At 61.3% G+C, this 25,805-nt stretch carries 27 protein-coding genes, 1 tRNA gene and 1 pseudogene; 10 read left to right on the plus strand and 19 right to left on the minus strand.

From position 1 onward, the window contains the following. The first annotated feature begins 33 nt into the window (after window positions 1–33). Genes paaZ through I554_RS0103905 form a run of 4 tightly spaced genes read left to right on the plus strand, consistent with a single transcriptional unit; the run spans window position 34 to window position 4,124 of the window. Window positions 34–2,067, plus strand: a complete 2,034-nt coding sequence (paaZ, locus tag I554_RS0103890; RefSeq protein ID WP_024577846.1) for a phenylacetic acid degradation bifunctional protein PaaZ — start codon at window positions 34–36, stop codon at window positions 2,065–2,067. 23 nt (window positions 2,068–2,090) lie between these two features. After that, window positions 2,091–2,396, plus strand: a complete 306-nt coding sequence (locus I554_RS0103895; protein WP_024577845.1) for an EthD family reductase — start codon at window positions 2,091–2,093, stop codon at window positions 2,394–2,396. Window positions 2,397–2,410: 14 nt separating this feature from the next. Further along, a complete protein-coding gene (locus I554_RS0103900; RefSeq protein ID WP_024577844.1) occupies window positions 2,411–3,676 on the plus strand; it encodes a cytochrome P450 in 1,266 nt (421 codons plus the stop codon). Window positions 3,677–3,698: 22 nt separating this feature from the next. Beyond that, window positions 3,699–4,124 (plus strand): PaaI family thioesterase, encoded by a 426-nt coding sequence (locus tag I554_RS0103905; protein WP_024577843.1) that lies wholly within the window; start codon window positions 3,699–3,701, stop codon window positions 4,122–4,124. Between the two features lies 1 nt (window position 4,125). Here I554_RS0103905 and paaE read toward each other — a convergent pair whose 3' ends face one another. From paaE to I554_RS0103945, 8 genes are all read right to left on the minus strand, one after another. Next, a complete protein-coding gene (gene paaE, locus I554_RS0103910; RefSeq protein WP_024577842.1) occupies window positions 4,126–5,205 on the minus strand; it encodes a 1,2-phenylacetyl-CoA epoxidase subunit PaaE in 1,080 nt (359 codons plus the stop codon). Window positions 5,206–5,216: 11 nt separating this feature from the next. Beyond that, a complete protein-coding gene (paaD, locus tag I554_RS0103915; protein WP_024577841.1) occupies window positions 5,217–5,717 on the minus strand; it encodes a 1,2-phenylacetyl-CoA epoxidase subunit PaaD in 501 nt (166 codons plus the stop codon). Next, the gene (gene paaC / locus I554_RS0103920; protein ID WP_024577840.1) at window positions 5,711–6,487 is read right to left on the minus strand and encodes a 1,2-phenylacetyl-CoA epoxidase subunit PaaC; all 777 of its coding nucleotides are present in this window, start codon (window positions 6,485–6,487) and stop codon (window positions 5,711–5,713) included. The genes paaD and paaC overlap by 7 nt, the downstream gene beginning before the upstream one ends. A 116-nt stretch (window positions 6,488–6,603) precedes the next feature. After that, on the minus strand, window positions 6,604–6,891 hold the full coding sequence (gene paaB / locus I554_RS0103925) for a 1,2-phenylacetyl-CoA epoxidase subunit PaaB (protein WP_024577839.1): 288 nt from the start codon (window positions 6,889–6,891) through the stop codon (window positions 6,604–6,606). 9 nt (window positions 6,892–6,900) lie between these two features. Further along, window positions 6,901–7,896, minus strand: a complete 996-nt coding sequence (paaA, locus tag I554_RS0103930) for a 1,2-phenylacetyl-CoA epoxidase subunit PaaA (RefSeq protein WP_024577838.1) — start codon at window positions 7,894–7,896, stop codon at window positions 6,901–6,903. A gap of 57 nt (window positions 7,897–7,953) precedes the next feature. Beyond that, window positions 7,954–8,847, minus strand: coding sequence for a phenylacetic acid degradation operon negative regulatory protein PaaX (paaX, locus tag I554_RS0103935; protein ID WP_024577837.1), 894 nt, complete (start codon window positions 8,845–8,847; stop codon window positions 7,954–7,956). 198 nt (window positions 8,848–9,045) lie between these two features. After that, window positions 9,046–9,195 (minus strand): hypothetical protein, encoded by a 150-nt coding sequence (locus I554_RS27175; RefSeq protein ID WP_192817729.1) that lies wholly within the window; start codon window positions 9,193–9,195, stop codon window positions 9,046–9,048. A gap of 103 nt (window positions 9,196–9,298) precedes the next feature. Next, window positions 9,299–9,373: transfer RNA gene (locus I554_RS0103945), tRNA-Glu, on the minus strand. Window positions 9,374–9,584: 211 nt separating this feature from the next. On the opposite strand from I554_RS0103945, the gene I554_RS0103950 reads away from it, so the two are divergent. Continuing rightward, on the plus strand, window positions 9,585–10,358 hold the full coding sequence (locus I554_RS0103950; protein ID WP_024577836.1) for a cyclase family protein: 774 nt from the start codon (window positions 9,585–9,587) through the stop codon (window positions 10,356–10,358). An 88-nt stretch (window positions 10,359–10,446) separates the two neighbouring features. Beyond that, a complete protein-coding gene (locus I554_RS0103955) occupies window positions 10,447–11,019 on the plus strand; it encodes an HdeD family acid-resistance protein (RefSeq protein ID WP_024577835.1) in 573 nt (190 codons plus the stop codon). Window positions 11,020–11,037: 18 nt separating this feature from the next. Here I554_RS0103955 and I554_RS0103960 read toward each other — a convergent pair whose 3' ends face one another. Genes I554_RS0103960 through epmA form a run of 4 tightly spaced genes read right to left on the minus strand, consistent with a single transcriptional unit; the run spans window position 11,038 to window position 13,649 of the window. Continuing rightward, window positions 11,038–11,289 carry a hypothetical protein gene (locus I554_RS0103960; protein ID WP_024577834.1) on the minus strand — a complete coding sequence of 84 codons (252 nt, stop codon included), beginning with the start codon at window positions 11,287–11,289 and terminating at the stop codon, window positions 11,038–11,040. 42 nt (window positions 11,290–11,331) lie between these two features. Further along, window positions 11,332–11,529, minus strand: coding sequence for a hypothetical protein (locus I554_RS0103965; RefSeq protein ID WP_006020438.1), 198 nt, complete (start codon window positions 11,527–11,529; stop codon window positions 11,332–11,334). Then, complete coding sequence (locus tag I554_RS0103970) at window positions 11,530–12,600, minus strand: lysine-2,3-aminomutase-like protein (RefSeq protein WP_024577833.1); 1,071 nt, start codon at window positions 12,598–12,600, stop codon at window positions 11,530–11,532. It abuts the gene before it with no gap. After that, window positions 12,597–13,649, minus strand: coding sequence for an EF-P lysine aminoacylase EpmA (gene epmA / locus I554_RS0103975; RefSeq protein ID WP_024577832.1), 1,053 nt, complete (start codon window positions 13,647–13,649; stop codon window positions 12,597–12,599). Before epmA ends, I554_RS0103970 begins: the two co-directional genes overlap by 4 nt. A gap of 138 nt (window positions 13,650–13,787) precedes the next feature. Between epmA and efp the strand changes: the two genes are divergently transcribed. The 3 genes from efp (at window position 13,788) to I554_RS0103990 (ending at window position 17,388) form a co-directional block, all read left to right on the plus strand. After that, window positions 13,788–14,354 (plus strand): elongation factor P, encoded by a 567-nt coding sequence (gene efp / locus I554_RS0103980; protein ID WP_024577831.1) that lies wholly within the window; start codon window positions 13,788–13,790, stop codon window positions 14,352–14,354. Window positions 14,355–14,376: 22 nt separating this feature from the next. Beyond that, entirely contained in the window at window positions 14,377–16,089 is a 1,713-nt protein-coding gene (locus I554_RS0103985) for a peptidoglycan DD-metalloendopeptidase family protein (RefSeq protein ID WP_024577830.1), read from the plus strand. Between the two features lie 63 nt (window positions 16,090–16,152). Then, entirely contained in the window at window positions 16,153–17,388 is a 1,236-nt protein-coding gene (locus I554_RS0103990) for a lytic murein transglycosylase (protein ID WP_024577829.1), read from the plus strand. A gap of 84 nt (window positions 17,389–17,472) precedes the next feature. On the opposite strand, the gene recJ is transcribed toward I554_RS0103990, so the two are convergent. The 7 genes from recJ to I554_RS0104025 form a co-directional block, all read right to left on the minus strand. Continuing rightward, window positions 17,473–19,314 carry a single-stranded-DNA-specific exonuclease RecJ gene (recJ, locus tag I554_RS0103995; RefSeq protein ID WP_024577828.1) on the minus strand — a complete coding sequence of 614 codons (1,842 nt, stop codon included), beginning with the start codon at window positions 19,312–19,314 and terminating at the stop codon, window positions 17,473–17,475. A gap of 57 nt (window positions 19,315–19,371) precedes the next feature. Then, on the minus strand, window positions 19,372–20,082 hold the full coding sequence (locus I554_RS0104000; RefSeq protein ID WP_024577827.1) for a haloacid dehalogenase type II: 711 nt from the start codon (window positions 20,080–20,082) through the stop codon (window positions 19,372–19,374). An 8-nt stretch (window positions 20,083–20,090) separates the two neighbouring features. Beyond that, a complete protein-coding gene (locus I554_RS0104005; RefSeq protein WP_024577826.1) occupies window positions 20,091–20,540 on the minus strand; it encodes a GNAT family N-acetyltransferase in 450 nt (149 codons plus the stop codon). A 13-nt stretch (window positions 20,541–20,553) separates the two neighbouring features. After that, a complete protein-coding gene (gene glpX / locus I554_RS0104010; protein ID WP_024577825.1) occupies window positions 20,554–21,552 on the minus strand; it encodes a class II fructose-bisphosphatase in 999 nt (332 codons plus the stop codon). Window positions 21,553–21,606: 54 nt separating this feature from the next. Next, window positions 21,607–22,929: a homoserine dehydrogenase gene (locus I554_RS0104015; RefSeq protein WP_024577824.1), complete on the minus strand. Its 1,323-nt coding sequence runs from the start codon at window positions 22,927–22,929 to the stop codon at window positions 21,607–21,609. Window positions 22,930–22,952: 23 nt separating this feature from the next. Further along, window positions 22,953–24,170, minus strand: coding sequence for an LL-diaminopimelate aminotransferase (locus I554_RS0104020; RefSeq protein ID WP_024577823.1), 1,218 nt, complete (start codon window positions 24,168–24,170; stop codon window positions 22,953–22,955). 220 nt (window positions 24,171–24,390) lie between these two features. Then, window positions 24,391–24,639 (minus strand): hypothetical protein, encoded by a 249-nt coding sequence (locus I554_RS0104025; protein ID WP_051358566.1) that lies wholly within the window; start codon window positions 24,637–24,639, stop codon window positions 24,391–24,393. Window positions 24,640–24,957: 318 nt separating this feature from the next. Here I554_RS0104025 and I554_RS0104030 point away from each other — a divergent pair. Then, window positions 24,958–25,776 (plus strand): annotated as a pseudogene (locus tag I554_RS0104030) (class I poly(R)-hydroxyalkanoic acid synthase); the annotation flags it as partial. Window positions 25,777–25,805 lie beyond the last annotated feature (29 nt).

Genomic DNA, 25,805 nt, shown 5'->3' on the forward strand with positions numbered 1-25,805 from the left:
GGTGCCGCCAGCACCCAACATCGAAGTGATCCCATGAAACTCGACAGCTACGTCAACGGACAGTGGGCCGCACCGGGCCGCGATCTTATTGAGGTGCGCAGCGCCGTCACTGGCGATGTTGTTGCCGAGGCCACCAGCGGTGGGCTCGACATGCACGGCATCCTCGGCTACGCCCGCAACACAGGCGGAAAGAACCTTCGACGGCTGACCTTCCATCAGCGTGCCGATATGCTCAAGAAGCTCGCGCAGTATCTGACCGAGCGGAAGGATCAGCTCTACAAGCTTTCATTCCAGACCGGAGCAACGCGCACAGACAATCTCATCGATGTCGATGGCGGCATCGGCACGCTGTTCGTCTACGCCGGGAAAGGCCGGCGCGACCTCCCGAATTCGACCTTCCTGCTGGATGGCTCTGTTGAGCCCATGGGCAAAGGCGGAACGTTCGCCGGGCAACACATCATCACGTCGCTGCAGGGCGTCGCGGTACACATCAACGCCTTCAACTTCCCCTGCTGGGGTCTACTTGAAAAGCTCGCGCCTGCGCTGTTGGCCGGTGTTCCTGTCGTGTCGAAACCAGCGACTGTCACGTCCTACGTCGCCCATGCGCTCGCACGCCTGATCGCGGAATCCGGAATTCTTCCCGAAGGCGCGTTCCAGTTCATTGTCGGTTCAACCGGCGACCTGTTCGATCACCTGACCTGCCAGGATGTGGTGTCGTTCACCGGCTCCGCCGATACATCCGAAAAGCTGCAGCGGCATCCGGTAATCGCACGTGAGGCCGTACGCTTTGTCGCTGAACGGGATTCGCTCAATGCCGCAATCCTCGCACCGGATTCCGGCCCCGGAACGCCGGAGTTCGATCTCTTCATCAAGGAAGTCGCCAAGGAAATGACGGTCAAGGCCGGACAGAAGTGCACGGCGATCCGCCGCGTGCTCGCGCCGTCGGCGTATGTCGAGCCCGTGATCGAAGCGCTGCGCGAGCGTTTGGACAAGGTCGTGATCGGCAATCCCGAGCAGGACAACGTGCGGATGGGTCCGGTAGTTGGCCTCGATCAGCGCCGCGACGTGCTCAGCCACGTCAAGACGTTGCGGACTGAAGCGCAGCTTGTCGCGGGCGATCCGGATAACTTCGACGTTCAGGGCGCGGATGTTGTTCGCGGTGCGTTTGTGCCACCTATCCTTCTGCACTGCGCAAACCCCATTCAGGCGACGAGGGTTCATTCGGTCGAAGCGTTTGGCCCGGTCAGCATCGTGATGGGCTACAGCGATCTCGAGGAGGCCATTGCGCTGACCAATCGCGGCGGTGGCAGTCTTGTGGCGTCGGTCTACACCCATGATCCGAAGGTGGCATCGGACCTCGTATTCGGCGTCAGCAGCTTCCACGGACGGCTTGTCATCATCGATCGCGACTGCGCGAAGGAGCAGACCGGTCACGGCTCTCCTATGCCGCAAATGGTTCATGGCGGCCCCGGACGAGCGGGTGGCGGCGAGGAACTCGGCGGCGTACGCAGCGTGCATCACTACATGCAGCGCACCGCTCTTCAGGGCTCACCTCGCATGCTGACCGGCGTAACCGGAAGCTGGACGAAGAATGCTCCGATCATCGAGAAGGACCGGCATCCGTTCCGGTTTCATTTCGAGGACCTCGATATCGGCCAAACCTTCTACTCGAAGGAACGCACGATCACGCTCGAGGACATCGAGCATTTCGCCCATTTCACCGGCGACACCTTCTACGCGCACATGGATGAGGAAGCAACCAAGGGTCACCCGTTCTTCCCGGGCCGCGTCGCGCATGGCTATCTGCTGCTGTCGTTCGCCGCGGGATTGTTCGTCGACCCCGATCCGGGTCCGGTGCTGGCGAATTACGGGCTCGACTCGCTTCGCTTCATCAAGCCGATCCAGCCTGGCGAAACCATCAAGGTCAGGCTCACCGCGAAGGACAAGTCTCCGCGCAACAAGCAGTATGGCGAAGTGCGCTGGGATGTCGAAATCCTGACTGACAGGAACGAGTCCGCCGCAACCTACGAACTTCTCACCATGAACGCTGTCCGGCCAACGGCCTAAAAATAACCTCCAGGGAGAAAACCATGATCCTCGTCACCGTGATGTATCCGGCCGGAGAAGCATTCGACACCGATTACTACCTCAAGACACACATGCCGCTGGTGAAGGACCGCTGGGGCCCGCTCGGGCTCAAAAGCGCGCAGGCGATCAAAGGCGTGGCGAAGCCCGACGGCAGCGCGCCGGATTATCAGATGACCGCGCTGCTGACCTTCGGATCGATGGACGACTTCAAGGCCGCAGGCAAAGCTCACGGCAAGGAAATCTTTTCGGATATTCCGAAATTTACCAAGGCGCAGGCCGTGGTGCAGATCAACGACATCGTGTACTAAGCCGAGGACCGCACGTGTCGGCAACGGCGCATACCGATCAACACGACCCTCGTCCGGTTTCAGACGAGGACGCCGCGATTGCGCACGCCTTCTCCTTGAAGGACCTTCCCGACGCGTTCTACGAGAATCCCTACCCGACCTATCGCGCGCTGCAATCGGCCGAGCCCATCCATTGGATGCCTGACGGATCGCTATTCCTGACACGGCACCGTGACCTCGAAGCAATCTACAAGGATACGACGCGATTCAGCTCCGACAAGAAGGTCGAGTTCGCGCCGAAGTACGGCACCGGCTCGCTGTTGTTCCAGCACCACACCACAAGTCTTGTCTTTAACGATCCGCCGCTTCATACGCGCGTGCGCCGCCTGATCGCGGGCGCGCTCAATCCCCGCGCCATTTCAGAAATGGAGCCGGGACTGATCGCGCTTGTCGATCGTCTGCTTGATGAGATGGAGACGCGCGGCAGGGCCGATCTGATCGAAGACTTCGCCTCCGCCATCCCGGTCGAGGTGATCGGCAACCTGCTGGCTATTCCTCACGAAGACCGCGCACCGCTGCGCGGCTGGTCGCTGGCGATTCTTGGCGCGCTGGAGCCGTTCCTCACGGAAGAAATTCAGGCACGTGGCGAACAAGCCGTCGGGGAATTTCTCGATTATCTCCGTCGCCTCGTTGCCGATCGCCGCGCGCGCCCCGGTAATGCCGAGCACGATGTTCTGACGCGCCTGATTCAGGGCGAGACAAGCGGCGACAGGCTTAGCGAAATCGAGCTTCTGCAGAACTGCATTTTCATTTTGAACGCCGGTCACGAGACCACCACCAACCTGATCGGAAATGGACTTGAATTGCTGCTGCGGTTTCCGGATCAACGGCAACGCCTGATCGATGACCCCTCACTCATCAAGACGGCGGTTGAAGAATTCCTGCGCTTTGAGAGTTCAAACCAGCTCGGCAATCGCCGCGTGGTTCAGGATGCCGAGATCGACGGCGTCACACTCCCGGAGGGAGCCCTCATTACGCTCTGCATCGGCGCGGCCAATCGCGATCCGGAGGTATTCGCCGAACCGGAGCGCCTCGACATTACCCGCGCGCCAAACCGCCATCTCGCCTTCGCATCCGGTGCACACGCCTGCGTCGGCCTCACCCTCGCCCGCCTCGAAGGCCGCATCGCGATTGGCCGTTTCCTTGCTCGCTTCCCGCACTTTACAGCCGCCGGCCCGGCGCATCGTGCAAGGCGCGTGCGGTTTCGTGGCTTCACAACGCTTCCCGTTACACTCGCCTAAACATCCAGATCAGGAATTTTGCATGACGACGTTCGACAAGACCGCCGCCCTTGAGCTTTTGAAATCAGCTCCAGCACCATGGGTGCAGGATTTAGACCTCACCGTGGAAAGCGTCACTGCCGACGAAGCGGTGCTGCGGATGCGCTTTTCGGAGAAGCTCTGTCGCGATAACGGCGTGGTCTGCGGACAGGCGCTAATGAGCTTTGCCGATACCGCGATGATCATCGCTGTCGCGTCGGCAGCCGGTGGCTATTTCCCGATGACCACGGTGGATCAGAGCATCCACTTCATGCGCCCCGCGATGCGCGCGGACGTTCTGGCGGAAGCCCGCGTGGTGAGGCTGGGCAAGACCATGGCCTTTGGCAGCATCACGCTGCGAACCGATGGCGACGAACGGCCTGTCGCGATGGCGCAGACGGCCTACGCGCTCATGCGCGACGCCAAATAAATTACATCTGGTCGTAATCGACCACGACACGACTTGAGACCGGATGGGCCTGGCAGGTGAGCACAAAGCCTGCTTCTAGCTCCCAGGGCTCGAGCGAATAGTTCACGTCCATCGTCACTTCGCCTTCGACGACCTTCGCACGGCATGTCGAGCACATGCCGCCCTTGCAGGCGTAGGGCAGATCCATGCCCGCACGCAGCGCTGCGTCGAGAATCACTTCGCCTTCGGCAATCGGCACATCCTTGCGCTTGCCGTCCACGATCAGTGACGCAACAGCTTTGGGGGGTGCTTCCGGCGCGACCTGAACCTTCGGCCGCGGCTTGCCGCCGAATTCCGAGACGAAGCGCTCGACATGGACGTGATCCTTGGGAATGCCAAGATCGATGCAGGTCGCCTCGATCTCCTCACTCATCGCAAGCGGCCCGCAGACGAACACATGATCGACCGCCGCCGCGGGCACCATTGATCGCAACAACACACTGACCTTCTCACGGTCGAGACGACCGTACAGAATGGGCAGGTCCTGCTCTTCCTGCGACAGCACATGGAACACCGAAAGGCGCCCCATAAAGCGATCCTTCAGCTCTTCCAGCGCTTCCCGGAACAGGATGCCGTTGGTAGTCCGATTCCCGTAGAACAGAAAAAAGCGGCTGTTGGGTTCGCGCGCGAGAATGCCGCGCACAATGGACATGATCGGCGTGATGCCGGAGCCGGCGGCAAAGCCGACATGGATGCGCGCCTGATCCGGCGCATGCGCCACACCGAAGCGGCCGGTAGGTGTCATCACGTCCAGTTCGTCGCCGGACTTCAATTCATCAAGCGCCCAGCTAGAGAACGCGCCGCCATCGACCTTTTTGACGGCAATACGGAGCTCATGATCGTCAGGGCTCGAGCAAATCGAATACGAGCGCCGGACTTCCTCACCATCCATGGTCGTGCGCAGCGTCAGATATTGTCCCGGCGCGAAGGCGTAATCGCCGGCCAGTTCGCCTGGAATGGCAAACGTCATTGAGACCGCATCGGCGGTCTCGCGCCTCAGGTCCGCCACCGCCAGACGATGGAATTTCGGAACATGCGACATTACAGCCTCGCTCAATGGCATTTGAAATAGTCGAACGGCTCCCGGCAGGCCTTGCAGCGCCACAGCGCCTTGCAGGACGTCGAGCCGAATTCGGAAAGTACTTCGGTATTCACGGAGCCGCACTGCGGACAGGCGACTTCCTGCTCGCCGAATAGCGCACGGCGGCCACCACCGGCTTGCGGCGGCGCAATGCCATACTCCTTCAGCTTCCGGCGGCCCTGCTCGCTCATCCAGTCCGTCGTCCAGGCCGGCGAGAGCACGGTGCGCACTTTCGAATTGCGGATGCCTTCGCGCTCCAGCGCCAGTTCGATTTCGAGCGCGATCATGTTCATTGCCGGACAGCCGGAATAGGTCGGCGTGATGGCAACTTCAACCGTGCCGTCCGTCACCGTGACATCGCGCAGCACACCAAGATCCGCGATGGTCAAAACCGGAATCTCCGGGTCGACCACCTGCGCTGCGGCATTCCATGCCGTCTGGCGAAGATCATGGCTGGTGCTTTCGGCTACCATGTCGCGTTCGGGAAAGTTCGTTGCATCGATTGCAGTTCGCTGAGCAGATGCCCAAGGTGCTCCGTGTGATTGCCGGAGCGGCCGCCCTTCTGCATCCAGTCGCTGGCGGGACGCTTGAGCGTCGCAACGCCGAGAACATTGGAAACGGTGTCGGCCCAAGTACCTCGCAGAGTTTCCGGATCGATCGCAATGCCGGAGGAAATCAGTTCCGCGTCGCTTTGGTCGGCATGAAACAACTCGCCGGTAAAGGCCCAGAGATCATCGATCGCGGTCTGTACACGGCGATGGCTCTCGTCGGTGCCGTCGCCGAGGCGGATCATCCATTCCGAGGTGTGACGCAAGTGATACGCGCTTTCCTTCTCGGACTTCGCGGCAATCGCGGCCAGCGTCGCATCTTTCGAGTTCATCATCGCGCGCCAATACGGATCGGCGAAAGCCGAATAGAAGAATTGCCGCGTGATGGTGCGCGCGAAATCACCGTTCGGTTGCTCCACGAGCAGCAGATTGCGGTACTGGCGCACATCGCGCAGATAGGCGAGCTTGTCCTCGTCGTTACCCGCGTCTTCGACCTTGGCGGCGTAGGTGTAAAGTTCGCGCGCCTGCCCGATCAGATCGAGGCCCATATTGGCGAGCGCCATATCCTCTTCCATCATCGGCGCGTGACCGCACCATTCCGACACACGATGGCCGAGGATCAGCGCGTCGTCGGCCCGGCGCAGCGCGTAGAGGACCAATGGACTTTCAGTGACTTTGATCGAAGAAGCGGTCATGATGTAATGTCCCGGCTAAATCCGCTCGTCATTGCGAGCGAAGCGAAGCAATCCATGTATGAAGCGTCTCAAAGTCGCTTCGCTCCTCGCAATGACGCGTGCGCCAATACGCCGTGTTACATGTGCCCGACTTCGTCCGGCACGTCGTAGAAGGTCGGATGGCGATAGATCTTCGACATTGCCGGCTCGAACATCATGCCCTTCTCGGACGGATCGGACGCGATGATCGCATTCGACGGCACAATCCAGATCGAAAGTCCCTCGCCGCGCCGTGTGTAGATATCGCGCGCCGCCTGGAGCGCCAGCGTCGCATCCGCTGCATGCAGCGAGCCGACGTGCTTGTGCGCAAGGCCGTTACGGCTGCGGATGAAAACTTCCCAAAGCTGAACATTCTGAGTTGTCATGACCGCCTCCTAGGCTGCGACCGCAGTCGCACTGCGCGCCTGCTGTTTCGCGGCATAGGCGGCCGCAGCCTCACGCACCCACGCGCCCTCCTCGTGCGCCTTGCGGCGCGCGGCCATGCGATCGCGGTTGCACGGGCCGTTGCCTGAAAGCACCTGCCTGAATTCGTCCCAGTCGATTGCGCCGTATTCCCAGTGCTTCGTCTGCTCGTTCCACTTGAGGTCGGCATCGGGAATCGTGAGGCCGAGATAATGGGCTTGCGGCACGGTCGCATCGACGAACTTCTGGCGCAGATCGTCGTTCGAGAACCGCTTGATCTTCCAGGCCGTCGACTGGTCACTATGCTGGCTTTGACTGTCCGGAGGACCGAACATCATCAGGCATGGCCACCACCAGCGGTCCAGCGCGTTCTGCGCCATGGCCTTTTGCTCTTCGGTGCCGCGCGACAGCGTGAGCATGATTTCGTAGCCTTGGCGCTGGTGGAACGACTCTTCCTTGCAGACGCGGATCATGGCGCGCGCATAAGGACCATACGAACAGCGGCAGAGCGGAATCTGGTTCATGATCGCCGCGCCATCGACCAGCCAGCCGATCGCGCCGATATCGGCCCAGGTCGGTGTCGGATAATTGAAAATCGAGGAGTACTTCGCCTTGCCGCTCAGCATCGCATCGACAAGCTCTTCGCGCGAGGAGCCAAGCGTTTCAGCGGCGGCATAGAGATAGAGCCCGTGACCGCACTCGTCCTGCACCTTGGCGAGCAGCGCGGCCTTGCGGCGCAAGGTCGGCGCGCGGGTGATCCAGTTGCCCTCGGGCAGCATGCCGACAATTTCCGAGTGGGCGTGTTGGGAAATCTGACGCGTCAGCGTCTTGCGATACGCGGCGGGCATCCAGTCGTTCGGCTCGATCCGGTCGTCGGCATCAATGCGCGCCTGAAATTGCGCTGCACGCTCCGCGTCCTCAACGTGAATGACTTCACCTTCCGATGCATTGAGTGCTTGCGTGTACATCGCCGTTTCCTCCCAGGAGACACCAGCCAATATATAACATAAAAATAACTCATCAAGTTATTTTTGTAACATATCGCGCTGCACATCCGAAAACCTGCGACGAAGTTCCGGCCCCGGGGAACGCAGCGGGCCGGTGGCACTTTCGCCATGGGCGTCGAGCCAGGATTCTGAAGCCGGCAGAAAGGCTTGATAAAGCCTCGCACAAAGCTGGCGCGCCTCGAGAGCCGGCCAGGCTGACGGCAACAGGCCGGCGGGGAGCAGAGGATCGCGGAGGATCACCCGCCGGTAGTGATGGATCAGAAGAATCCGCGCGAGGATGGCGTCCGCGGGAGAGACCTTGTCGGCACCGCCGATCCAGCCTTCGAGCGGCGCAAACGTTTTCACGAACTCACGATACGATTCCGCGGTCCGCTCCAGCGACCAGCTCGCGGCCGCCAGTTGCCGTCCCGTCGCGTTGTCAGCCGAAACTTCAAGCCGGATCGCACCTTCGGCAACGGATGGCACGGGGGCGTCCGAGGGAGCGACCCAGACACCGGGCATCGGACTTCCAAAGCCGGCCTCGGCCAACGCCGATCGCGACGCCTCGCGGTCCGCGCCGTTTCCGATCAGCAGGAGTTCAAAGCGCCCTGCCCAATTCGACGGATGTGGATTGTAGACGTGCTCCACGGCCGTCTCGAAACGTTCACGCCCGCTCTTTGCAAGCTTGTAGAAACTCTTCCGGCCAGCCCTGTCCCGATCCAGCCAGCCGTCGGCGGCAAGACGGGACACAGCCGTACGGACCACGCCGCCGTCGGTCCCCAGCATGTCCAGGAACTGGAGCAGCGTTCCAAGCCACACCGATCCGCCGCGCGGCAGAATGGCATCGCCATAGAACGTGATGATGAGAGAACCGGTGCGCGAAGGCTCGCGTTTGAACCGGCTGACGATGCGGGAAAGCGAAGGGTGACTCATGGAAACGCAGCATAATGCATTCCATCGGGCGGGCGAGCCCCGGATGGAAGCGGCTTGTGCCGAGTCATAAAGGAAGATGAATACTCTCGCTGCTGACGACTCTTAATCCAATAAATAAGCCAGCTTATCTAAAACATTAACTACAGGCACAGGCTCATATCCGCATCGCGGAGCGCCTTTACGGCCCATCAGCCGCGTTCAGATGTGGAAATGCCAAACCAGCAGAACGACGCCCAGCACAGCGGCGCCGCTCAGCGCCCAGCTTGCGATATAAGCGGCGTCCTCAAGGCCCGGGGTACCGATATGCTCGGCGGGACTTACGTGGATTTGTTGCCAGTGGTCAGCCATCGCAGCCTCCCATGAAGCCTCCCTGCAGAGACAATGGCGGGCAGGACCAAACGGTTCCGCGAGATCGCAGATTTCACGTTGCTAGCGATGAGATGGAATTAAGTGGCGCTCCCTAGCGGAATCGAACCGCTCTCTCCACCGTGAAAGGGTGGCGTCCTAACCGATAGACGAAGGGAGCATTAGTCGCGCAAAACCAACAGGTTAGCAATGTTGGGGCGAACGCCGGACCCAACCCCCGAGGAAATTTGGCCGACGCGGGGGAACGTATAATGGCGTTTCGCGGCTGCGGCAAGCCGCGAGATACCCCGCTTGAGCGCTCTCCGCAACTTCATGCACACTCGGCCGAAAGCCTGCCGGGACTGTCCGGCAAAGCCGCCGGAGCCAGACACATGACCCGCAAGCTGATCGACATTTCCGTCCCCCTCCAGAACGACGTGCCTGCGGATCCCCCCGGCGGCCATCCGACGATCCAGTACATCGATCACCAGCAGGGGTTGCCGCGCATGCTGTCCTTCTTCGACGGCCTGAAGAAGGAAGACCTCCCCGACGGTCAGGGCTGGGCGGTCGAACAGGTCAACCTCTCGACGCACAACGGCACTCATCTCGACGCGCCCTATCACTTCCATCCGACGATGAACCGCGGCGAGCGCTCATGGACCATCGATGAGGTGCCGCTGGAGTGGTGTTTCCAGCCCGGCGTCAAACTCGACTTCCGCCACCTCCCCGACGGCTATGTAGCCACCGCCGCCGATGTCGAGAACGAGCTCAAGCGCATCGGGCACACCCTCAAGCCGCTTGAGATCGTCGTGGTCAACACCAGCGCCGGCGTGAAGTACGGACAGCAGGACTACGTCACTTCCGGATGCGGGATGGGATACGAAGCCACGATGTACCTGCTGGAGCGCGGCGTGCGCCTCACCGGTATCGACGGCTGGAGCTGGGATGCGCCGTTCGTTTACACCGCAAAGAAATATGCCGAGACGAAGGACGCGAGCCTGATCTGGGAGGGCCACAAGGCCGGCCGTCACATCGGGTACTGTCACATCGAAAAACTTCACAATCTGGAGCAGTTGCCCTCGACGGGGTTCACCGTGTCCTGCTTCCCGGTGAAGATCGAACGCGCGTCCGCCGGCTGGACGAGAGCTGTAGCCATTCTGGATTGAGTGAAACGAAAGGCCCTTAACAACCAGCCCGCCGCAGGACTAGTCTTGAGCGGGCCGGTGAGACCGGATCAGGAAATGGAGATCATCGATGACGATGCCTGAGGATGTCGCCCGGCTCCAAACGCAGATGAGAGAAGCAGTTAAGGCAAACTGGAAAGCCTTCCTGATCGAAGGCATCGTGCTGGTGATTTTGGGAATGGCGGCGATTGCGATCCCGCTTCTCGCCAGCATCGCGGTCACGATCTTCCTGGGCTGGCTGTTCCTGATCAGCGGAGCTGTGGGTCTCTACCTGACGTTCACCACGCGCGACATGCCCGGCTTCTGGTGGTCGTTGCTCTCCGCGGCTCTTGCGCTAGCTGCCGGCCTCATCCTGATCGTTCAGCCGGTCGCCGGGACGCTGACGCTCACCCTCGTGGTCAGCGCCTATTTCATTGCCGAAGGCATCACCACCATCATGTATGCCCTCGCCCACCGCAAGGAATTTTCCGGCCGCTGGGGATGGCTGCTGGTGTCCGGTCTCGTTGATCTTGTGGTGGCCGCACTGATCATCGCCGGGCTTCCCGGTTCAGCGGCATGGGCCATCGGGCTATTGGTCGGCATCAATCTCGTCTTCGGCGGCACATCCCTGATCGGGATGGCGCTCGCGGCGAAAAATATGTGATGCTCAGAGGCTGCGAATTTAGCAGCCTCTGCAAATGCTCTTGATCTTGCGATCGAGCGCCTTGTCCTCAGCGGACTCGGTGTAGTTCTTTTCCTGATTGGAGGGCACATCGCTCGCACGTGGCTGACGATGTCCGACGGGTGCCGGGGGAACGCCGCCCGAGCTCGTTGTCGCAGAGGGACCGGTCGTCGTCCCGCTTTTGCTCTGAGCCATTGCGCCTGACGCCGCTAACAGCAACGCCATCATGGCGATCGGGATGGATTTCCTCATATCACACCTCCACCAGTAACGATTCCTCAGCGTGAGGGTAGTCTACCGGGAATGAGAGGGATTTTCTATCGTTGCGCAGTTACGTCTGCCCTGCGCCGCACAATCCTGTGTCTTGCGGATATCCGCCATCGATCCGAGCAGCCAGATACCTGCGGTGACCAGCACGACAAAAAAGCCGAGCATCACAGCGTTTTCAACGCCGCGATGGCCATCATTTTCAGGAGGTTCGGGCTCGGTCATCTATTCCGGTGGCGGATAAAGGTGCACGTCGCCGCAGTAATCCACGACGCGATACCGCCGGTCGTGCCCGTCTTTACCCGTCTGTGACAGATATTGTGGTCCTATCGGCGCCTTGCCATGACCGCCGGGAATATCGAGCACATAATCGGGCTGGCATAAGCCTGACACGCGCCCCCGCAGCGACAGCATCAGCCTTTGCCCTTCCTCAAGCGTGGTGCGGAGGTGAGCCGTACCCGGGGCAAGATCGCCGTGATGCAGGTAATACGGCTTGATGCGGCATTCGACGAAGCTGCGCATCAGCGCCTCCAGCGTCGCTGCATTGTCGTTCACACCGCGCAGCAGCACTGATTGGCTAACCATCGGGATGCCGGCGTCGATCATTCGCGCACAGGCAGTGCGAGCATCCCCCGTCAGTTCACGCGGATGATTGGCGTGCAGCGCGACCCATGTCGTCGCGCCCATCGCCTTCAGCGCATCGACGGTCTCGTCAGTGACCCGGCCGGGATCGGCGACCGGCACGCGGGTGTGAATGCGGATGATCTTGACGTGATCGATGGCGGCAAGATCCGCCATGATTTCCTTGAGCCGCCTCGCCGCAAGCATCAGCGGATCGCCGCCGGTCAGAATGACTTCCCATATCTCCGAATGGGCGCGAATGTAATCCAGCGCCTTTGAATAAACATCGTCGGAAAGAGCGGTCTCCTTCCCCGGTCCCACCATTTCGCGGCGGAAGCAGAACCGGCAGTACACCGCGCAGACATGTACCAGCTTGAACAGCACGCGATCAGGATAGCGATGCACGATGCCGCTGACCGGCGAATGCGTATGGTCCCCGATCGGATCGGCGTTCTCGATTGGATGCGTGACCAGTTCATCGGCGGATGGAACGTATTGGCGCGCGATAGGATCGTTCGGGTCCGACGCATCAATCAGCGCCGCGACATCCGGCGTGACCGCCACGGCGTAACGCGCGGCGACTTTGTCCAGTTCGGACAAGTTTTCGGACGGGGCAAGTCCGTGCTCGATCAGGTCCGCGGCGGTTCGCAAGGTTGCAATAGCGCGACGGGTCATGCGTCACCTTCCCGCGGTGTCCACACCACCTGATCGATCCGGGTCGCCCCGCTCGCCAACATCACCAGGCGATCGAAGCCCAGCGCCACGCCGCAGGCCTCCGGCATCTGCGCCATCGCGGCGAGAAACTCCTCATCGAGCGGATAGCGTTCGCCGTAGCGGCGCTCCTTCTCGTCCATCGACGCGGTGAAGCGCGCGCGCTGCTCCTGCGCATCGATCAGTTCGCCGAATCCGTTCGCAAGCTCCACACCGCAGGCATAAACTTCAAATCGTTCCGCGACACGCGGATCGGATGCTTTGACCCGCGCCAGGGCCGATTCCGGCGCAGGGTATTCGTAGAGAATCGTCAAACGGCCCTGCCCCAGATGTGGTTCGACATGCTCGACCAAGACCTTGCTGAAGATGTCCGACCAGGTGTCGTCATCGGTGACGCGGACACGGCTCGCCGCCGCTGCCGCCAACGCCTCACGATCGGCTCGTCCATCCGGAATCGTTGCAAGCAGATCGATAGAAGCAAAACGGGTAAACGCCTCGGCGACGGTGAGCAGATCAGGTTCGGCAAACGGATCGGCCACCTTTCCCCTGAACGAAAACGTGCCGATCCCGGTGGTCTGAGCGGCATGCGCAATGGCGACCACCGTATCGGCCATCACCGCCTCATAGCCCTCGTTGGCGCGATACCATTCCAACATCGTGAATTCCGGCAGATGCAGTGGACCGCGCTCGCGATCCCGGAACACCCGGGCGAACTCCACGATCTGCTTCTCTCCCGCCGCCAGCAATTTCTTGCAGGCGAATTCAGGCGACGTCCGAAGGAAGTATCTCGACTTCTCGCCAGAGGCCAAGGTCAGATCCGCCGCGGGGGCATGGAGATGGGTCTCGTTCCCGGGCGATTTCTGAAGGATTCCGGTTTCGACCTCGACGAATCCCTCGTCCTCGAACCAGTCCCTCAGGGCGCGGGAAATCGCGCTGCGCGCCTGCAAAAACGGCTTGCGGTCCACATGGCGGCCGGGTGTCCACCAAGGGGAGGATTCCTGGTCTATACTCATGGGCGAAAAGCCCGATTCCGCAGCAAAATGCTGGCTTTACCGGTCCAAATCGGTATGTTGCGGCCCGAAACTGCCTTGCCGGACCCTGAAGCGCCGTTCCGGCGCCGCGACCGGCCCTGAACATTAGGAAACCTATCTGTGAAAGTCATCGCCAGTTCGATCCGCAAGGGCAACATCATTGAGCAGGACGGCAAGCTATATGTCGTTCTGAGCGCGGAGAACATCCATCCCGGCAAGGGAACCCCGGTCAGCCAGATCGAAATGCGCCGAATCAGCGACGGCACCAAGGTGTCCGAGCGCTACAAGACCACCGATCAGGTCGAGCGCGCATTCGTCGAGGACCGCGACTTCAACTACCTCTACGAAGACGGCGACGGCTTCCATTTCATGAACAACGAAAACTACGATCAGCTTCTGGTTCCGAAGGACGTGGTCGGCACGCAGGCACCGTACCTGCAGGAAAACATGACCGTGAAGCTTTCGATTTTCGAAGGCAATGCAGTTGCGATCGTATTGCCGCAGCGTGTCACTCTTGAGGTCGTCGAGACAGAACCGGTGACCAAGGGACAGACCGCGTCCTCCTCCTACAAGCCGGCCATTCTTTCCAACGGTATCCGCACCGGCGTTCCGCCGCACATCGGCACGGGAACGCGCATCGTGGTCCTGACGGAAGACGGTTCTTACGTCGAGCGCGCCAAGGACTAAGGGTAGATCTCGCGAGGATGTATTGAGGGCAGCGGGAGCAGTTACAGGCGGAAGAAACGCATCGGGGAAGCTCTGGTGCTTTTTTCTGTTCGTTGCCTCGCTGTTCCTCCTCGCTCACCCCACTCGCGCCGCCGAATTCAAAACGCCCGCGATTTCGTTCGTCACGCCGGACTGGCCGGCAGCCGTCAATCAGCTCAGGGCCGAGATCGACTCACAGCTGGTGGCTGTCGATAACTTCAACTTCCCGTCGCGAAACCAGCCGTCGCAGTTCAATGCACAGCGCATTACGGCGATCTCGCAGATCAATGCGGTCACATCGCCTATTTTCTCCGGGGTCGAACTCAGTCCCGTCCCGGTCCTGTTGCCGTTCGATAGCGCGCTTTATCTTGCTGATCGCCAAGGCGGCGCAATCAACCTTCTGATCCCGCGCTATCAGGCTGGTTTCCGGGCCGCCAGCATGTTCGAGGCCGGTTCAGCCGGCTACGACGCTGTCTTCCTGCTCGACCGGGGTGCCGGCGACAACATGCCGTCTCGTGTGTATCTGGAGCCCGTCGAGGTCCAGATCACCGCATCGCTGTTGACCTATGACATCAGAGACCCGCTGGCTGGCAAAGGCGAGCAGGTAAAATCACTGGCCACGCAATATCCAAACCTTCGCCGCGTGATCCGCGAAGGCCATGTGCGTTATGCGTTCACGCGCTTCGGCGTTCCATACGTGGTATCGATTCAATGCCTCGATAGCGTTGCGCGCAGCCGGCGTCTGTCCTGCCGTGAGGCCTCGCCGGTCGCCGAACGGTTCCTTAAGGCCTTGCGGATCGCTGGCGGCACGCCCCGCGATCCACGTTCGAACATCGCCTCATATGTCTCGGAGCGTCCGATCGAATACTCGGCGGATTTCACCTATCGCCCGCCGGGCGAGATCATCGCCAACAGCGGATATCGCGGACAGGGCGGCCACGAGGACTTTACCGTTTACTCGCAGATCCGGTTTCCCATCGAGAAGGCTCCGGCGTTCGCCAATTCGCAATCCTTCATGAACTGGGGCGACTGCAACCTCACGGGGCGGGTGTCATTCGCGCCAACGAAAGGTGATCAGTACCGCTGCAGGCGCAACGACAAGCCGCTGGTATTCGATGAATCCGCCAAGGAGAATTACAGCTACCCCTGGCAGGACAATTTTTGCGAGACGCGCGACTTCGAGGTCGGACAGTGCGCCAATGGCATGGGCCATCAGGGCCAGGATATCCGCCCCTCGTCATGTCACCTGCGCAACGATGGCGCGGATCGCTGTATCCCCGACCTGTTTGCGACGGTCGCGGTTCGCGACGGCGTGCTGATCAGGTCGCCCAGGCAACAGGCGGCATTTCTGCTGGTCAACACGCGCAACGAACACATCCGTTTCCGTTACATGCACATGAACCCCGCGCGGCTCGATGCGGACGGCGTCCTGCATGGACGGCGCGTCAGCGAAGGCGAAAAGATCGGCGTGGTCTCGAACTATCAGGATCGCCCCGGCGGAACGACCAACCATCTCCATTTCGACGTGCAGGTGTTCACACGCGACGGCTGGCTCTGGGTCAATCCCTACGTCACGCTGATCTCATCGTACGAGCGCCTGATCGGCGGACGTGGCCGCGAATTCATCCAGCCGCCGCCGGAAGCGCCGGCGATGGCGCATGCCTTGCCGCCCCCAGAGCTTCCGGCAGGTGCTGTCAAGGAAGGCGAAGGCCGCTAGGTATCCGGTTCCGCGGCAGTTTGGCCTTTGGCCCGGCTACCAAAGCCGCGCTAGACTGGCTGCATGACGCAAAAAGATTCTCCGGGGGCGACCTCTCTGACGCGGCGAGTGCTGCTTGGCTCTGCGATTGGCGCCGGCGCATTGATCGCCAATCCGCTTCGGGCTCTCGCAGCCCCGCCTGGTTTCGATCAATGGCGTGAGGGCTTTCGCGCCCGCGCGCTGGCACGCGGCATTTCCGAGGGCACCTATATTCGTTGCCTCAGCCGGGTTGAGCCGGACATGAGCGTGTTCGAGAAGATGCGCAAGCAGCCCGAGTTCAACGAGCAGCTCTGGCAGTACATCAACCGCCGCGTCTCGGACTGGCGTTTGTCCGCGGGAAAGGTCGCGCTTCAAAAATACAACGCTCTGTTCAGCCGGATCGAAAAGGACTTTGGCGTCGAACGCGGCACGCTGCTCGCGCTGTGGGGCGTCGAGACGGCGTATGGCGATCCGCTCGTCCAGCAGAACCATATGCGCCCGGTCTTTCCGTCCCTCGCCGCGCTGGCGTGGAACGAGCCGCGCCGCAAGACCTATTGGGAAACCGAGCTGATCAACGCCCTGCGCATCGTCGACAAGCACTGGAGCACGCCGGAAGAAATGCGCGGCTCGTGGGCCGGCGCGATGGGGCACACCCAGTGGATGCCGGAGGTCTGGCTGAATGTCGGGTTCGACTATGACGGCGACGGGCGGGTCTCGCCCTTTGGGCGCCCGGACGACGCTCTCGGCTCCAGCGCGCGCTATCTCGTCAACCGTGGCAAATATCGACGCGGCGAGCATTGGGGCTATGAGGTGAAAGGCGCGAGCGGCGGCAGTGGCAACAAGAGTTACGCCCAATGGGCGGCGGCAGGCGTCAGCCGCGCGGATGGCAAACCGTTTCCACGTCCTACAGACATGGCGCAATTATGGGTGCCTGTGCAGGGCGGACCGTCCTTCCTGCTCGGCCCGAACTTCTACGCGGTGAAGAGCTACAACCCCTCGATGAACTATGCGCTTGCCATTGTGCATCTCGGCGACCGGATTCTCGGTGCCGGCCCGTTCGTACAGCCCTTCCCCGGATCGGAGCGCGCGCTGACGCTCGCCGAGGTGCAGGAAGTCCAGACACGCCTTACCAACGCCGGGTTCGACACCGGCGGCACCGATGGCCGCGTCGGCAACGACACCATGAAGGCCGTCAAGGATTTCCAGACCAAAACGGGACTGCTGCCCGCTGACGGCTACGCGGGGTTGAAGGTACTTGCCCGGTTGCGGCAGGGGTCGTAGTTCCTGTCATTGCGAGCGAAGCGAAGCAATCCACCTTTGAAGAATGGATTGCTTCGTCGCAAGCGCTCCTCGCAAACGACGAGATTATCGAATAACGTTCGGTCCCGGATCTGGTACCGCCACATCCGTCACACGCATCTGCACGCGCTCGGAGCCCTGCCAGCGGTCAACCGTGAGCGATCCCGCGACATGCAGCAACTGACCGCGATTCTCGATCAGCGCATTGCCGAGCTTCTGGCCGATCGAACGAAATGCAATCCCGTTGACGAACGCGCCGTCGCCCGACTTGAAGCGCAGACGTAGATGCGCCTGCCCGACTTCATCCGCGAAAACCAGTTGATGTGACGGCAGTGCAATCAGCGGTTCGGGATTGCCCGCCCCGTATGGTCCGGCGCGATTCATAGTGTGCACAAAATCAGTCGTCACCGCGCGAGCGCTGACGGCCCCGTCAATGAACAACTCATTTGCGTGCCGCGCATCCGCCACCGTCGCTGCGAGCGCAGTCTCGACGAAGGCGCGGAATTCCGCGAGCCGCTCCTTCTTCAGCGTCACGCCCGCCGCCATGGCGTGGCCGCCGCCTTTCAGAAGAATTCCTTCATGTACCGCCTCGCGCACGACCTTGCCGAGATCGACACCGGGAATGGAGCGGCCCGATCCGGTGCCGATCCCGCCCGGCTCCAGCGCGATGGCGAATGCGGGACGTAAAAACTTCTCTTTCAGTCGCGATGCCACCAGACCCACGACGCCCGGATGCCAGCCCTCGGACGCGGTTACGATCACCGAGCCTTTGTCATCAAGACCAAGCGACGCCAGCGCCTCGGCCTCGGCCTGCGCCTCGGCCATCTGCTCGATGACGCGGCGTTCGGTGTTGAGGCGATCGAGTTCGGCGGCAATCCTCGCCGCTTCCGAGATATCGCCTTCCAAAAGAAGCTTCACGCCGAGGTCCGCCTGTCCGATCCGCCCCCCGGCATTGATGCGCGGCCCCAGCATGAAACCGAGATGCCAGGCTTCCGGTGGGCCGCTGAGCCGCGCAACGTCCATCAGCGCGGTATGACCGACATGATCGCGGCGGCGCAAGGCGATCAGCCCCTTCGCGACGAAGGCGCGGTTGAGACCGGTCAGCGCCGCCACGTCTGCGACGGTGCCTAGAGCAACGTGATGGAGCGCATCCAGCAGATTGGGTTCGGGCCGGACATCACTCCAGAAATCGCGGGCGCGCAGTTCGCGGTTCACCGCAACCAGCGTCACAAAGACAAGGCCGACGGCGGCGAGATGTCCGAGCCCCGACAGATCATCGGGGCGATTGGGATTGACCAATGCATCGACAATCGGAAGTTCGTCACCGCACTGGTGATGGTCGATCACCACCACGTCCATGCCGAGACGCTTGGCTTCCGCCAGCGGTTCGATGCTCGTGGTCCCGCAATCGACCGTGACCAGCAGCGTCGCGCCCCTGCCCGCGAGACCGCGCACCGCCTCCACATTGGGGCCATAACCTTCGAAGATGCGGTCGGGAATATGGATCAGGGGATCCAGTCCACAGTGGCGCAGATGCCATGTCAGCAGTGCCGCCGAGGTCGCGCCGTCCACGTCATAGTCACCGAAGATCGCGACCTTCTCGCCGCGCGAGGCGGCGTCGGCGATGCGCTTTGCCGCGACTTCCATCTCGGTAACTGTGAGCGGATCAGGCAGCAGCTTGCGGATGGTCGGGTCGAGAAAATCCTCAACGGCATCGATGTCGATGCCGCGCCCGGCGATAATCCGCGCCAGCATTTCCGGCACCTGATAACGCTGCGTAATGGCCAGCGCCTTCGCCGTGCCGCGCGGATCGAGCCGATCCCGCCACACGCGGCCGGTCGCAGACTGCCTCACGCCGAGAAAAGCGGGACTGTCCTCAACAGGCAATGCGGATGCAGGGAGCGTCATGATGCCTTCCGCAGGTAAGCACGAAGCGTCAGCGTTCAATGATTCGCAGTAATCGACCTAGCAGCCGAGCTTGTCAGCCAGATCGTTGAAATCCTTGACGACGTAATCCCAGTTTCCATCGGCCTTGAAATCGCGGTTCTGGTGCGGACCATACTCCGTCACGCGCGGAACGAATGCGGTCTTCAGGCCGAATGACTGCGCCGCCTCGAGATCGTTGTTGTGCGCGGCTACGAGCATCACCTCACCTGGCGTCAGGCCCAGAATCTTCGCCGCGCCCAGATAAGCTTCTCGGTCGGGCTTGTAATGACCGAACACCTCCGCGCTCAGCACAATATCCCACGGCAAACCGGCGTGCTTCGCCATGTTGGTCAGAAGAGCGACGTTGCCGTTGGACAGCGGCCCGATGATGAACTTCGTCTTGAGGCGCGTCAGGCCGCCGACGCTGTCCGGCCACGGATTGAGGCTATGCCATCCGCGGGTGAGATAGTCGAAATCGGCCGAGGTCAGCCCGGTAATGCCCAGCTTCGCAGCCAGCGGTTCGATCGACTGCCGCTGCAAATCATCAAGGATCACGAAGCCGCGCTCGGGATGCTTGCGGACCTCGTCCATCGACGGCATGTACGCGGCGCGCCAGCCGTCGACCAGCGCAGTCCAGTCGCCCTTGAGGCCCTTCGTTTTGCCCCATGCGGTGAAATTGTCGATCAGGCTGGTTCGCCAGTCGACCACGGTGCCAAAGACATCGAACAGCAGCGCCTTGATCTCGGACATCGGACCTCTCAGAAAATCTTGCGGTACTGCATGAAGCCCGACCGGTCGGCGACTTCATCGTAGAGGATTTGTGCGCGCGCATTCTCGAACTGGGTCAGCCAGTGCACCCTGCTTGCGCCGTCGGCCTTTGCCTTCTCGTAGACAGCTTCGATCAGCTTGCGGCCGACACCGTGGCCGCGTGCACCTTCGTTCACAAACAGATCCTGCAGATAACAGTAGTTGCCGACGGTCCAGCACGAACGATGGTAAAGGAAATGGACGATGCCCGTCAGCTTGCCGTCGACGAACGCGCCGAGCACATACATCGGCTCGGCGTCATCGTGAAAGCGCTGCCATGTCACAGCCGTTGTCTCGGCCGGAACCGAGGCCTTGTAGAACTTGAGATAGCCCTCCCACAACGGCTCCCACGCCTCGCGCTCATCCACGCGAAGCGGCCGGATGACAACGCGGTCGGTCATGGGATTTCCCTGCTTAGTCGAGGTGGAACTTCTCGAACTGGCGATGCTCGCCCTTGATAATACGGACCGTACCGGTCACGGAGCGCATCACGACGGTCTCGGTCTCGATGACATTCTTGCGGAACTTGACGCCCGACAGCAGCGAACCATCCGTCACGCCGGTTGCAGCGAACAGACAGTCGCCGCGCGCCATGTCCTCGATGCCATAGACCATGTTGTGATCCTGGATACCCATCTTGGTCGCGCGTTCGCGCTTCTCGCCGGTATCGAGAATGAGGCGGCACTGCATCTGGCCGCCAATACAGCGCAGCGCAGCCGCAGCCAGCACGCCTTCCGGCGCGCCGCCAGTGCCCATGTAGATATCGACCCCGGTGTTGTCGGGATCGGCGGTGTGGATGACGCCGGCAACGTCGCCGTCGGTAATCAGGCGAACAGCCGCACCGGTGGAGCGGATCGCATTGATGATATCGGCGTGGCGCGGACGATCCAGCACCAACGCAGTGATCGCCGACGGATGAACGTCCTTGGCGCGGGCAAGACGGCGGATGTTCTCAGCTGGCGGTGCGTCGAGATCGACCACGTGTTTAGGATAGCCCGGCCCAACCGCAATTTTTTGCATATAGACGTCCGGCGCATTCAGAAGCGTGCCGCCCTCCGCCATCGCCATGGTCGCAATCGCGCCCGGCATGTTCTTGGCGCAAAGGGTCGTGCCCTCGAGCGGGTCGACAGCGATATCAACTTCCGGACCGGCGTCGGAGCCGACCTTTTCGCCGATGAACAGCATCGGCGCTTCGTCGCGCTCACCCTCGCCAATCACCACCGTACCCTGGATTGGAATCTTGTTGAGTTCGCGCCGCATCGCGTCCACCGCAGCCTGGTCGGCAGCCTTTTCGTTGCCGTGGCCCCGGAGCCGCGCGGCGGACACCGCAGCGCGCTCAGTCACGCGAACGATTTCGAGTGTGAGAATGCGTTCCAGCAGAAGCTGCGGCGGAACGGAAATCGTAACGGACATAGGCTAACTCCCAAGACAACAAACGTGGCGATGGACCCGGCTGACCGGACCCTATCAGTTCTTTTCGATGCGGATGACCTGCGGACGGCCGGTTATCACCCGATCTTGCTGGACGGCATGCAGGGCCTGGCGCACCGCATCTTCAGTGGTTGCGTACGTGATGAGGATGACCGGCACCGGGGATGGCTTGCCGCGTGTATTTACCGGCTCGACTGCGCCATCAGGATGACGCTGGACGATCGATTCAATGGAAATTTTCTGCTCGGCAAGACGCGTCGCGATGGTCGCGGCAGTTCCCGCAAGATCGCGCGCCATCAGGCGAATGTAATAACCGCCCTCATGGCGCTTCATCGGCGCCTTGGTCGTGGTTTTCAGTTTCTCGACCGGCCGCCCGAACGGCGCCGCGCGAATTCCTCGCGCCACATCCGCAATATCCGCAAGCACGGCAGAGGCGGTCGCAGCACCGCCGGCGCCAGGGCCCACCAGCGTGATCGGCGGAATTCCCTCGCCGTCGATGGTCACGGCGTTCGTGACGTCCATCACCTGCGCGATCGAGGATGACTTCGGCACCATGGTCGGATGCACGCGCTGTTCGATGCCGGACTCGGTGCGCACCGCGACGCCAAGCAGCTTGACGCGATAGCCAAGCTCTTCGGCGGCGCGCAGATCTTCCGGCGCGATGGACGAAATCCCTTCGACATAGACCGCGCTCTGATTGACCTTGGTCCCGAACGCCAGGCTCGCGAGAATGGCGAGCTTCTGTGCGGTGTCGTGTCCGTCCACGTCGAACGATGGATTGGCCTCGGCGTATCCGAGCCGCTGCGCATCCTTCAGGCATTCCGCGAACGACAATCCTTCGCGTTCCATCCGCGTCAGGATGTAATTGCACGTGCCGTTGAGAATGCCGTAGACGCGATGAATGTCGGTGCCGGCAAGGCCTTCGCGCAGCGTCTTGATGACGGGAATTGCCGCGCCAACTGCGGCTTCGTAGTTCAGCGCGCCCCCGTGTTTTTCCGCCAGCGCAGCAAGGCGCGATCCGTGCTTGGCGATCAGCGCCTTGTTCGCGGTGACCACCGATTTTCCGTTCCGGAGCGCCGCTTCGATCGTCGACAGGGCCGGCTCGCCGGCCCCGCCCATCAGTTCGACGAAGCAATCGATCTTCGGATCACTGGCCAGGGCCAGCGGGTTCTTGGCCCATTCGATCCCGCGCAGATCGAGACCGCGCTTCTTTGCTTTCGAACGTGCGGATACCGCGACAACCTTGACGCCACGGCCACACCGCGTCGACAAGGCCCTGCCCTGACTTTCGATCAGGCGGACTACCTCGGCACCCACGGTGCCGAGGCCCGCAATACCCACCTTGAGTGGTGCGACCATCTTACTGAAAACCTGCCGGAAAATTATCGCCGATTGGCGAGCGGAACCACGTTGTGCAACGATTCAACGCCAGTTTCAAGGAAGCGCCGGATATTGCGGGCTGCCTGGCGAATACGCTGCTCGTTTTCCACCATCGCGATGCGGACATAGCCTTCGCCATGCTCGCCGAAGGCGACGCCCGGCGACACGACGACACCGGATTTTTCCACCATCAGCGTCGCGAACTGCATGCTGCCGACCTCGCGGAACTTCTCCGGCAGAGGCGCCCAGGCGAACATCGAAGCCGCAGGCGGCGGAATATCCCAGCCTGCCCGGCCAAAGGTTTCCACCAGCACGTCGCGGCGCTTGCGGTAGGTGTCGCGCATTTCCTTGATGCAGTCCTGCGGACCGTTCAACGCTGCGGTCGCAGCGACCTGCACCGGCGTAAACGCACCATAGTCGAGGTACGACTTCACACGGGTCAGTGCCGCAATGATCCGCTCATTGCCGACGGCAAAGCCCATGCGCCAGCCGGCCATGGAGAATGTCTTCGACATCGAGGTAAATTCGACGGTGACGTCGATCGCGCCCGGCACCTGCAAAACCGACGGCGGCGGCACACCTTCGAAATACAGCTCTGCGTAGGCCAGATCGGACAGAATGAAGATCTCATGCTTCTTCGCGAAAGCGACCAGATCCTTGTAGAAATCAAGCGACGCGACATAGGCCGTCGGATTTGAAGGATAACACGCGATCATCGCGATCGGCTTGGGGATCGAGTGAATGATCGCTTTCTCGAGCGCGCTGAACAGCTCCGGCGTCGGCTCGGCAGGAACAGAGCGAACCACCCCCCCCGCCATCAGAAAGCCGAAGGCGTGGATCGGATAGCTCGGGTTCGGTACCAGCACCACGTCACCCGGTGACGTGATCGCCTGTGCGACATTGGCAAAGCCTTCCTTGGAACCAAGTGTCGCGACGACCTGGGTTTCCGGATTGAGCTTCACGCCAAAACGGCGCTCGTAATAGGCGGCCTGCGCACGGCGCAGGCCGGTGATGCCCTTCGACGCCGAATACCGGTCGGTTCGCGGCTTGCCGAGGGTCTCCTTGAGCTTCTCGATCACATGCGGAGGCGTCGGGAGGTCCGGATTTCCCATGCCAAGGTCGATGATATCGGCCCCGGCGTTCCGCGCGGCCGCCTTGGCCCGGTTGACTTGCTCGAACACGTAAGGCGGCAGACGACGGATACGGTAAAACTCTTCCATGGGTTGGGCTCCGAAAGCCGGTAAAACCGGCGATAACGACGAGATCAGTAACGTGTTTTGCACCGAAGTGGAATTCGGTACGGCGGTTAGAAGACGCGGAATTTCAGCATATTAAGCGAATTCGAGCGCAATGCGGGGGACCCCGCACCAGAATTTGCATTTTTGCGATTGAATCGTGGTCTTTTTAGCACCAACCGGGGGTTGCGGCGAAGTGCAAATCTTAATTGCTGCGCCGCTGGGCGGCCTGGGCACCGGACGCCTGCCTGTCCCGGGCTGACAGCAAATCCTTCTCCAGTTTGTCCTGCTGCGCCTGATCCAGCACCCTTTCCTGCCGTGGAGCAGGAATATCATGCACGGGGAGATATTCGGCCGGGGCCGCGGGCCGCGCAGGCGTGTTGGCGGGCAGCCCAACCAGGGGCGCATCAGCGATCGTGGATGCGCAACCGCCCAGCGCAATGCCGAGCAGCATCACGCTGGCCAAAACCGGTGAGCGCCGAAGCGGATGCGTGTGGCGTCGCACAGAAATTGTCACGTCCCCTGATTTAAATCGGCACGATTCCTGCTCTGTGAAATGCAGGCGATCTGAACTCAACATCGGCGGAAAGCGTTAACTCCCGACCAACAGCCGCTGCAAAGCAGATCGCGTTCATGAGGCCCTAATATGACCGAAGTATTAATCATGTCGCAGCGCAGCACATGCAAATCAGCAGGCCCATCCGAACTATGCCATGATGATATTGCGAACTCACAGCGTTCGCGGTTTGAAACAAGAGTTTAGAAGCAAGCGATGAGTGACACTCTGCTAAGCACCAAGTCCGGGGACTCCGGCGCCGCGAAAAGCTTCGATCCGGAAGCCTTCTCCACAAATCTTGCGCGTGCTCTTGAAACAAGCGGCCGCGCCCTCTCCGCCTATCTGAAGCCTCGCGAAAACGGCGAAGCGAAGGATCGTCCGCCGGGCGAGCTGAATGAGCTGGTGAAGACGTTCACGTCCGTGGCGGAGTACTGGCTCTCCGACAAGGACCGCGCTGCCAGCGTTCAGGCGAAGCTGGGCAAGGCTTACCTGGATCTGTTGACCAGCGCCGCACGCCGCCTGTCCGGCGAGGCGACATCACGCGCTGCCGATCCCTCGCCGCGCGACAAGCGCTTCCAGGACCCCGAGTGGAAATCGAACCAGTTTTTCGATTTCGTGATGCAGGCCTATTTGCTGACTACGCAGTGTGCCAACGATCTGGTCAAGAACGCCGACGGCCTCGATCCGCATACCCGCAAGAAGGCGGAATTTTACGTTCAGCAGGTCACAAACGCGATTTCGCCTTCCAACTTCGTGCTGACCAATCCGGAAGTGTTGCGCCAGACCCTGTCGAGCAACGCTGACAACCTCGTCCGCGGCATGACAATGCTGGCGGAGGATATTGAAGCCGGACACGGAACGCTCAAAATCCGCCAGTCCGCGGCCAATCTTGAGATCGGCAAGGACCTCGCGCTGACGCCGGGCAAGGTGATCTATCAGAATGAGGTGATGCAGCTCATTCAGTACACGCCGACGACCGAAACCGTTCTCCGCACGCCGCTGCTTATCGTGCCGCCCTGGATCAACAAGTTCTACACCCACATTCCCCAAGTAAATCGCTGATT

This window comes from Afipia sp. OHSU_II-C1 (assembly GCF_000497575.1).
Classification (GTDB): domain Bacteria; phylum Pseudomonadota; class Alphaproteobacteria; order Rhizobiales; family Xanthobacteraceae; genus Afipia.

What these genes read in the sequence shown, in the direction of transcription:
- epmA (WP_024577832.1), bottom strand. Translation starts at nt 13,649, where the DNA reads ATGAGTATAGACCAGGAATCCTCCCCTTGGTGGACACCCGGCCGCCAT.
- paaZ (WP_024577846.1), top strand. Translation starts at nt 34, where the DNA reads ATGAAACTCGACAGCTACGTCAACGGACAGTGGGCCGCACCGGGCCGC.
- paaB (WP_024577839.1), bottom strand. Translation starts at nt 6,891, where the DNA reads ATGACAACTCAGAATGTTCAGCTTTGGGAAGTTTTCATCCGCAGCCGT.
- paaA (WP_024577838.1), bottom strand. Translation starts at nt 7,896, where the DNA reads ATGTACACGCAAGCACTCAATGCATCGGAAGGTGAAGTCATTCACGTT.
- I554_RS0103895 (WP_024577845.1), top strand. Translation starts at nt 2,091, where the DNA reads ATGATCCTCGTCACCGTGATGTATCCGGCCGGAGAAGCATTCGACACC.
- paaX (WP_024577837.1), bottom strand. Translation starts at nt 8,847, where the DNA reads ATGAGTCACCCTTCGCTTTCCCGCATCGTCAGCCGGTTCAAACGCGAG.
- I554_RS0104015 (WP_024577824.1), bottom strand. Translation starts at nt 22,929, where the DNA reads ATGGTCGCACCACTCAAGGTGGGTATTGCGGGCCTCGGCACCGTGGGT.
- I554_RS0103960 (WP_024577834.1), bottom strand. Translation starts at nt 11,289, where the DNA reads ATGAGGAAATCCATCCCGATCGCCATGATGGCGTTGCTGTTAGCGGCG.
- paaE (WP_024577842.1), bottom strand. Translation starts at nt 5,205, where the DNA reads ATGTCGCATGTTCCGAAATTCCATCGTCTGGCGGTGGCGGACCTGAGG.
- I554_RS27175 (WP_192817729.1), bottom strand. Translation starts at nt 9,195, where the DNA reads ATGGCTGACCACTGGCAACAAATCCACGTAAGTCCCGCCGAGCATATC.
- I554_RS0103955 (WP_024577835.1), top strand. Translation starts at nt 10,447, where the DNA reads ATGACGATGCCTGAGGATGTCGCCCGGCTCCAAACGCAGATGAGAGAA.
- I554_RS0103990 (WP_024577829.1), top strand. Translation starts at nt 16,153, where the DNA reads ATGACGCAAAAAGATTCTCCGGGGGCGACCTCTCTGACGCGGCGAGTG.
- I554_RS0103950 (WP_024577836.1), top strand. Translation starts at nt 9,585, where the DNA reads ATGACCCGCAAGCTGATCGACATTTCCGTCCCCCTCCAGAACGACGTG.
- I554_RS0104020 (WP_024577823.1), bottom strand. Translation starts at nt 24,170, where the DNA reads ATGGAAGAGTTTTACCGTATCCGTCGTCTGCCGCCTTACGTGTTCGAG.
- I554_RS0104025 (WP_051358566.1), bottom strand. Translation starts at nt 24,639, where the DNA reads ATGCTGCTCGGCATTGCGCTGGGCGGTTGCGCATCCACGATCGCTGAT.
- I554_RS0103970 (WP_024577833.1), bottom strand. Translation starts at nt 12,600, where the DNA reads ATGACCCGTCGCGCTATTGCAACCTTGCGAACCGCCGCGGACCTGATC.
- I554_RS0103965 (WP_006020438.1), bottom strand. Translation starts at nt 11,529, where the DNA reads ATGACCGAGCCCGAACCTCCTGAAAATGATGGCCATCGCGGCGTTGAA.
- paaD (WP_024577841.1), bottom strand. Translation starts at nt 5,717, where the DNA reads ATGGTAGCCGAAAGCACCAGCCATGATCTTCGCCAGACGGCATGGAAT.
- I554_RS0103905 (WP_024577843.1), top strand. Translation starts at nt 3,699, where the DNA reads ATGACGACGTTCGACAAGACCGCCGCCCTTGAGCTTTTGAAATCAGCT.
- I554_RS0104005 (WP_024577826.1), bottom strand. Translation starts at nt 20,540, where the DNA reads ATGACCGACCGCGTTGTCATCCGGCCGCTTCGCGTGGATGAGCGCGAG.
- glpX (WP_024577825.1), bottom strand. Translation starts at nt 21,552, where the DNA reads ATGTCCGTTACGATTTCCGTTCCGCCGCAGCTTCTGCTGGAACGCATT.
- I554_RS0104000 (WP_024577827.1), bottom strand. Translation starts at nt 20,082, where the DNA reads ATGTCCGAGATCAAGGCGCTGCTGTTCGATGTCTTTGGCACCGTGGTC.
- paaC (WP_024577840.1), bottom strand. Translation starts at nt 6,487, where the DNA reads ATGACCGCTTCTTCGATCAAAGTCACTGAAAGTCCATTGGTCCTCTAC.
- recJ (WP_024577828.1), bottom strand. Translation starts at nt 19,314, where the DNA reads ATGACGCTCCCTGCATCCGCATTGCCTGTTGAGGACAGTCCCGCTTTT.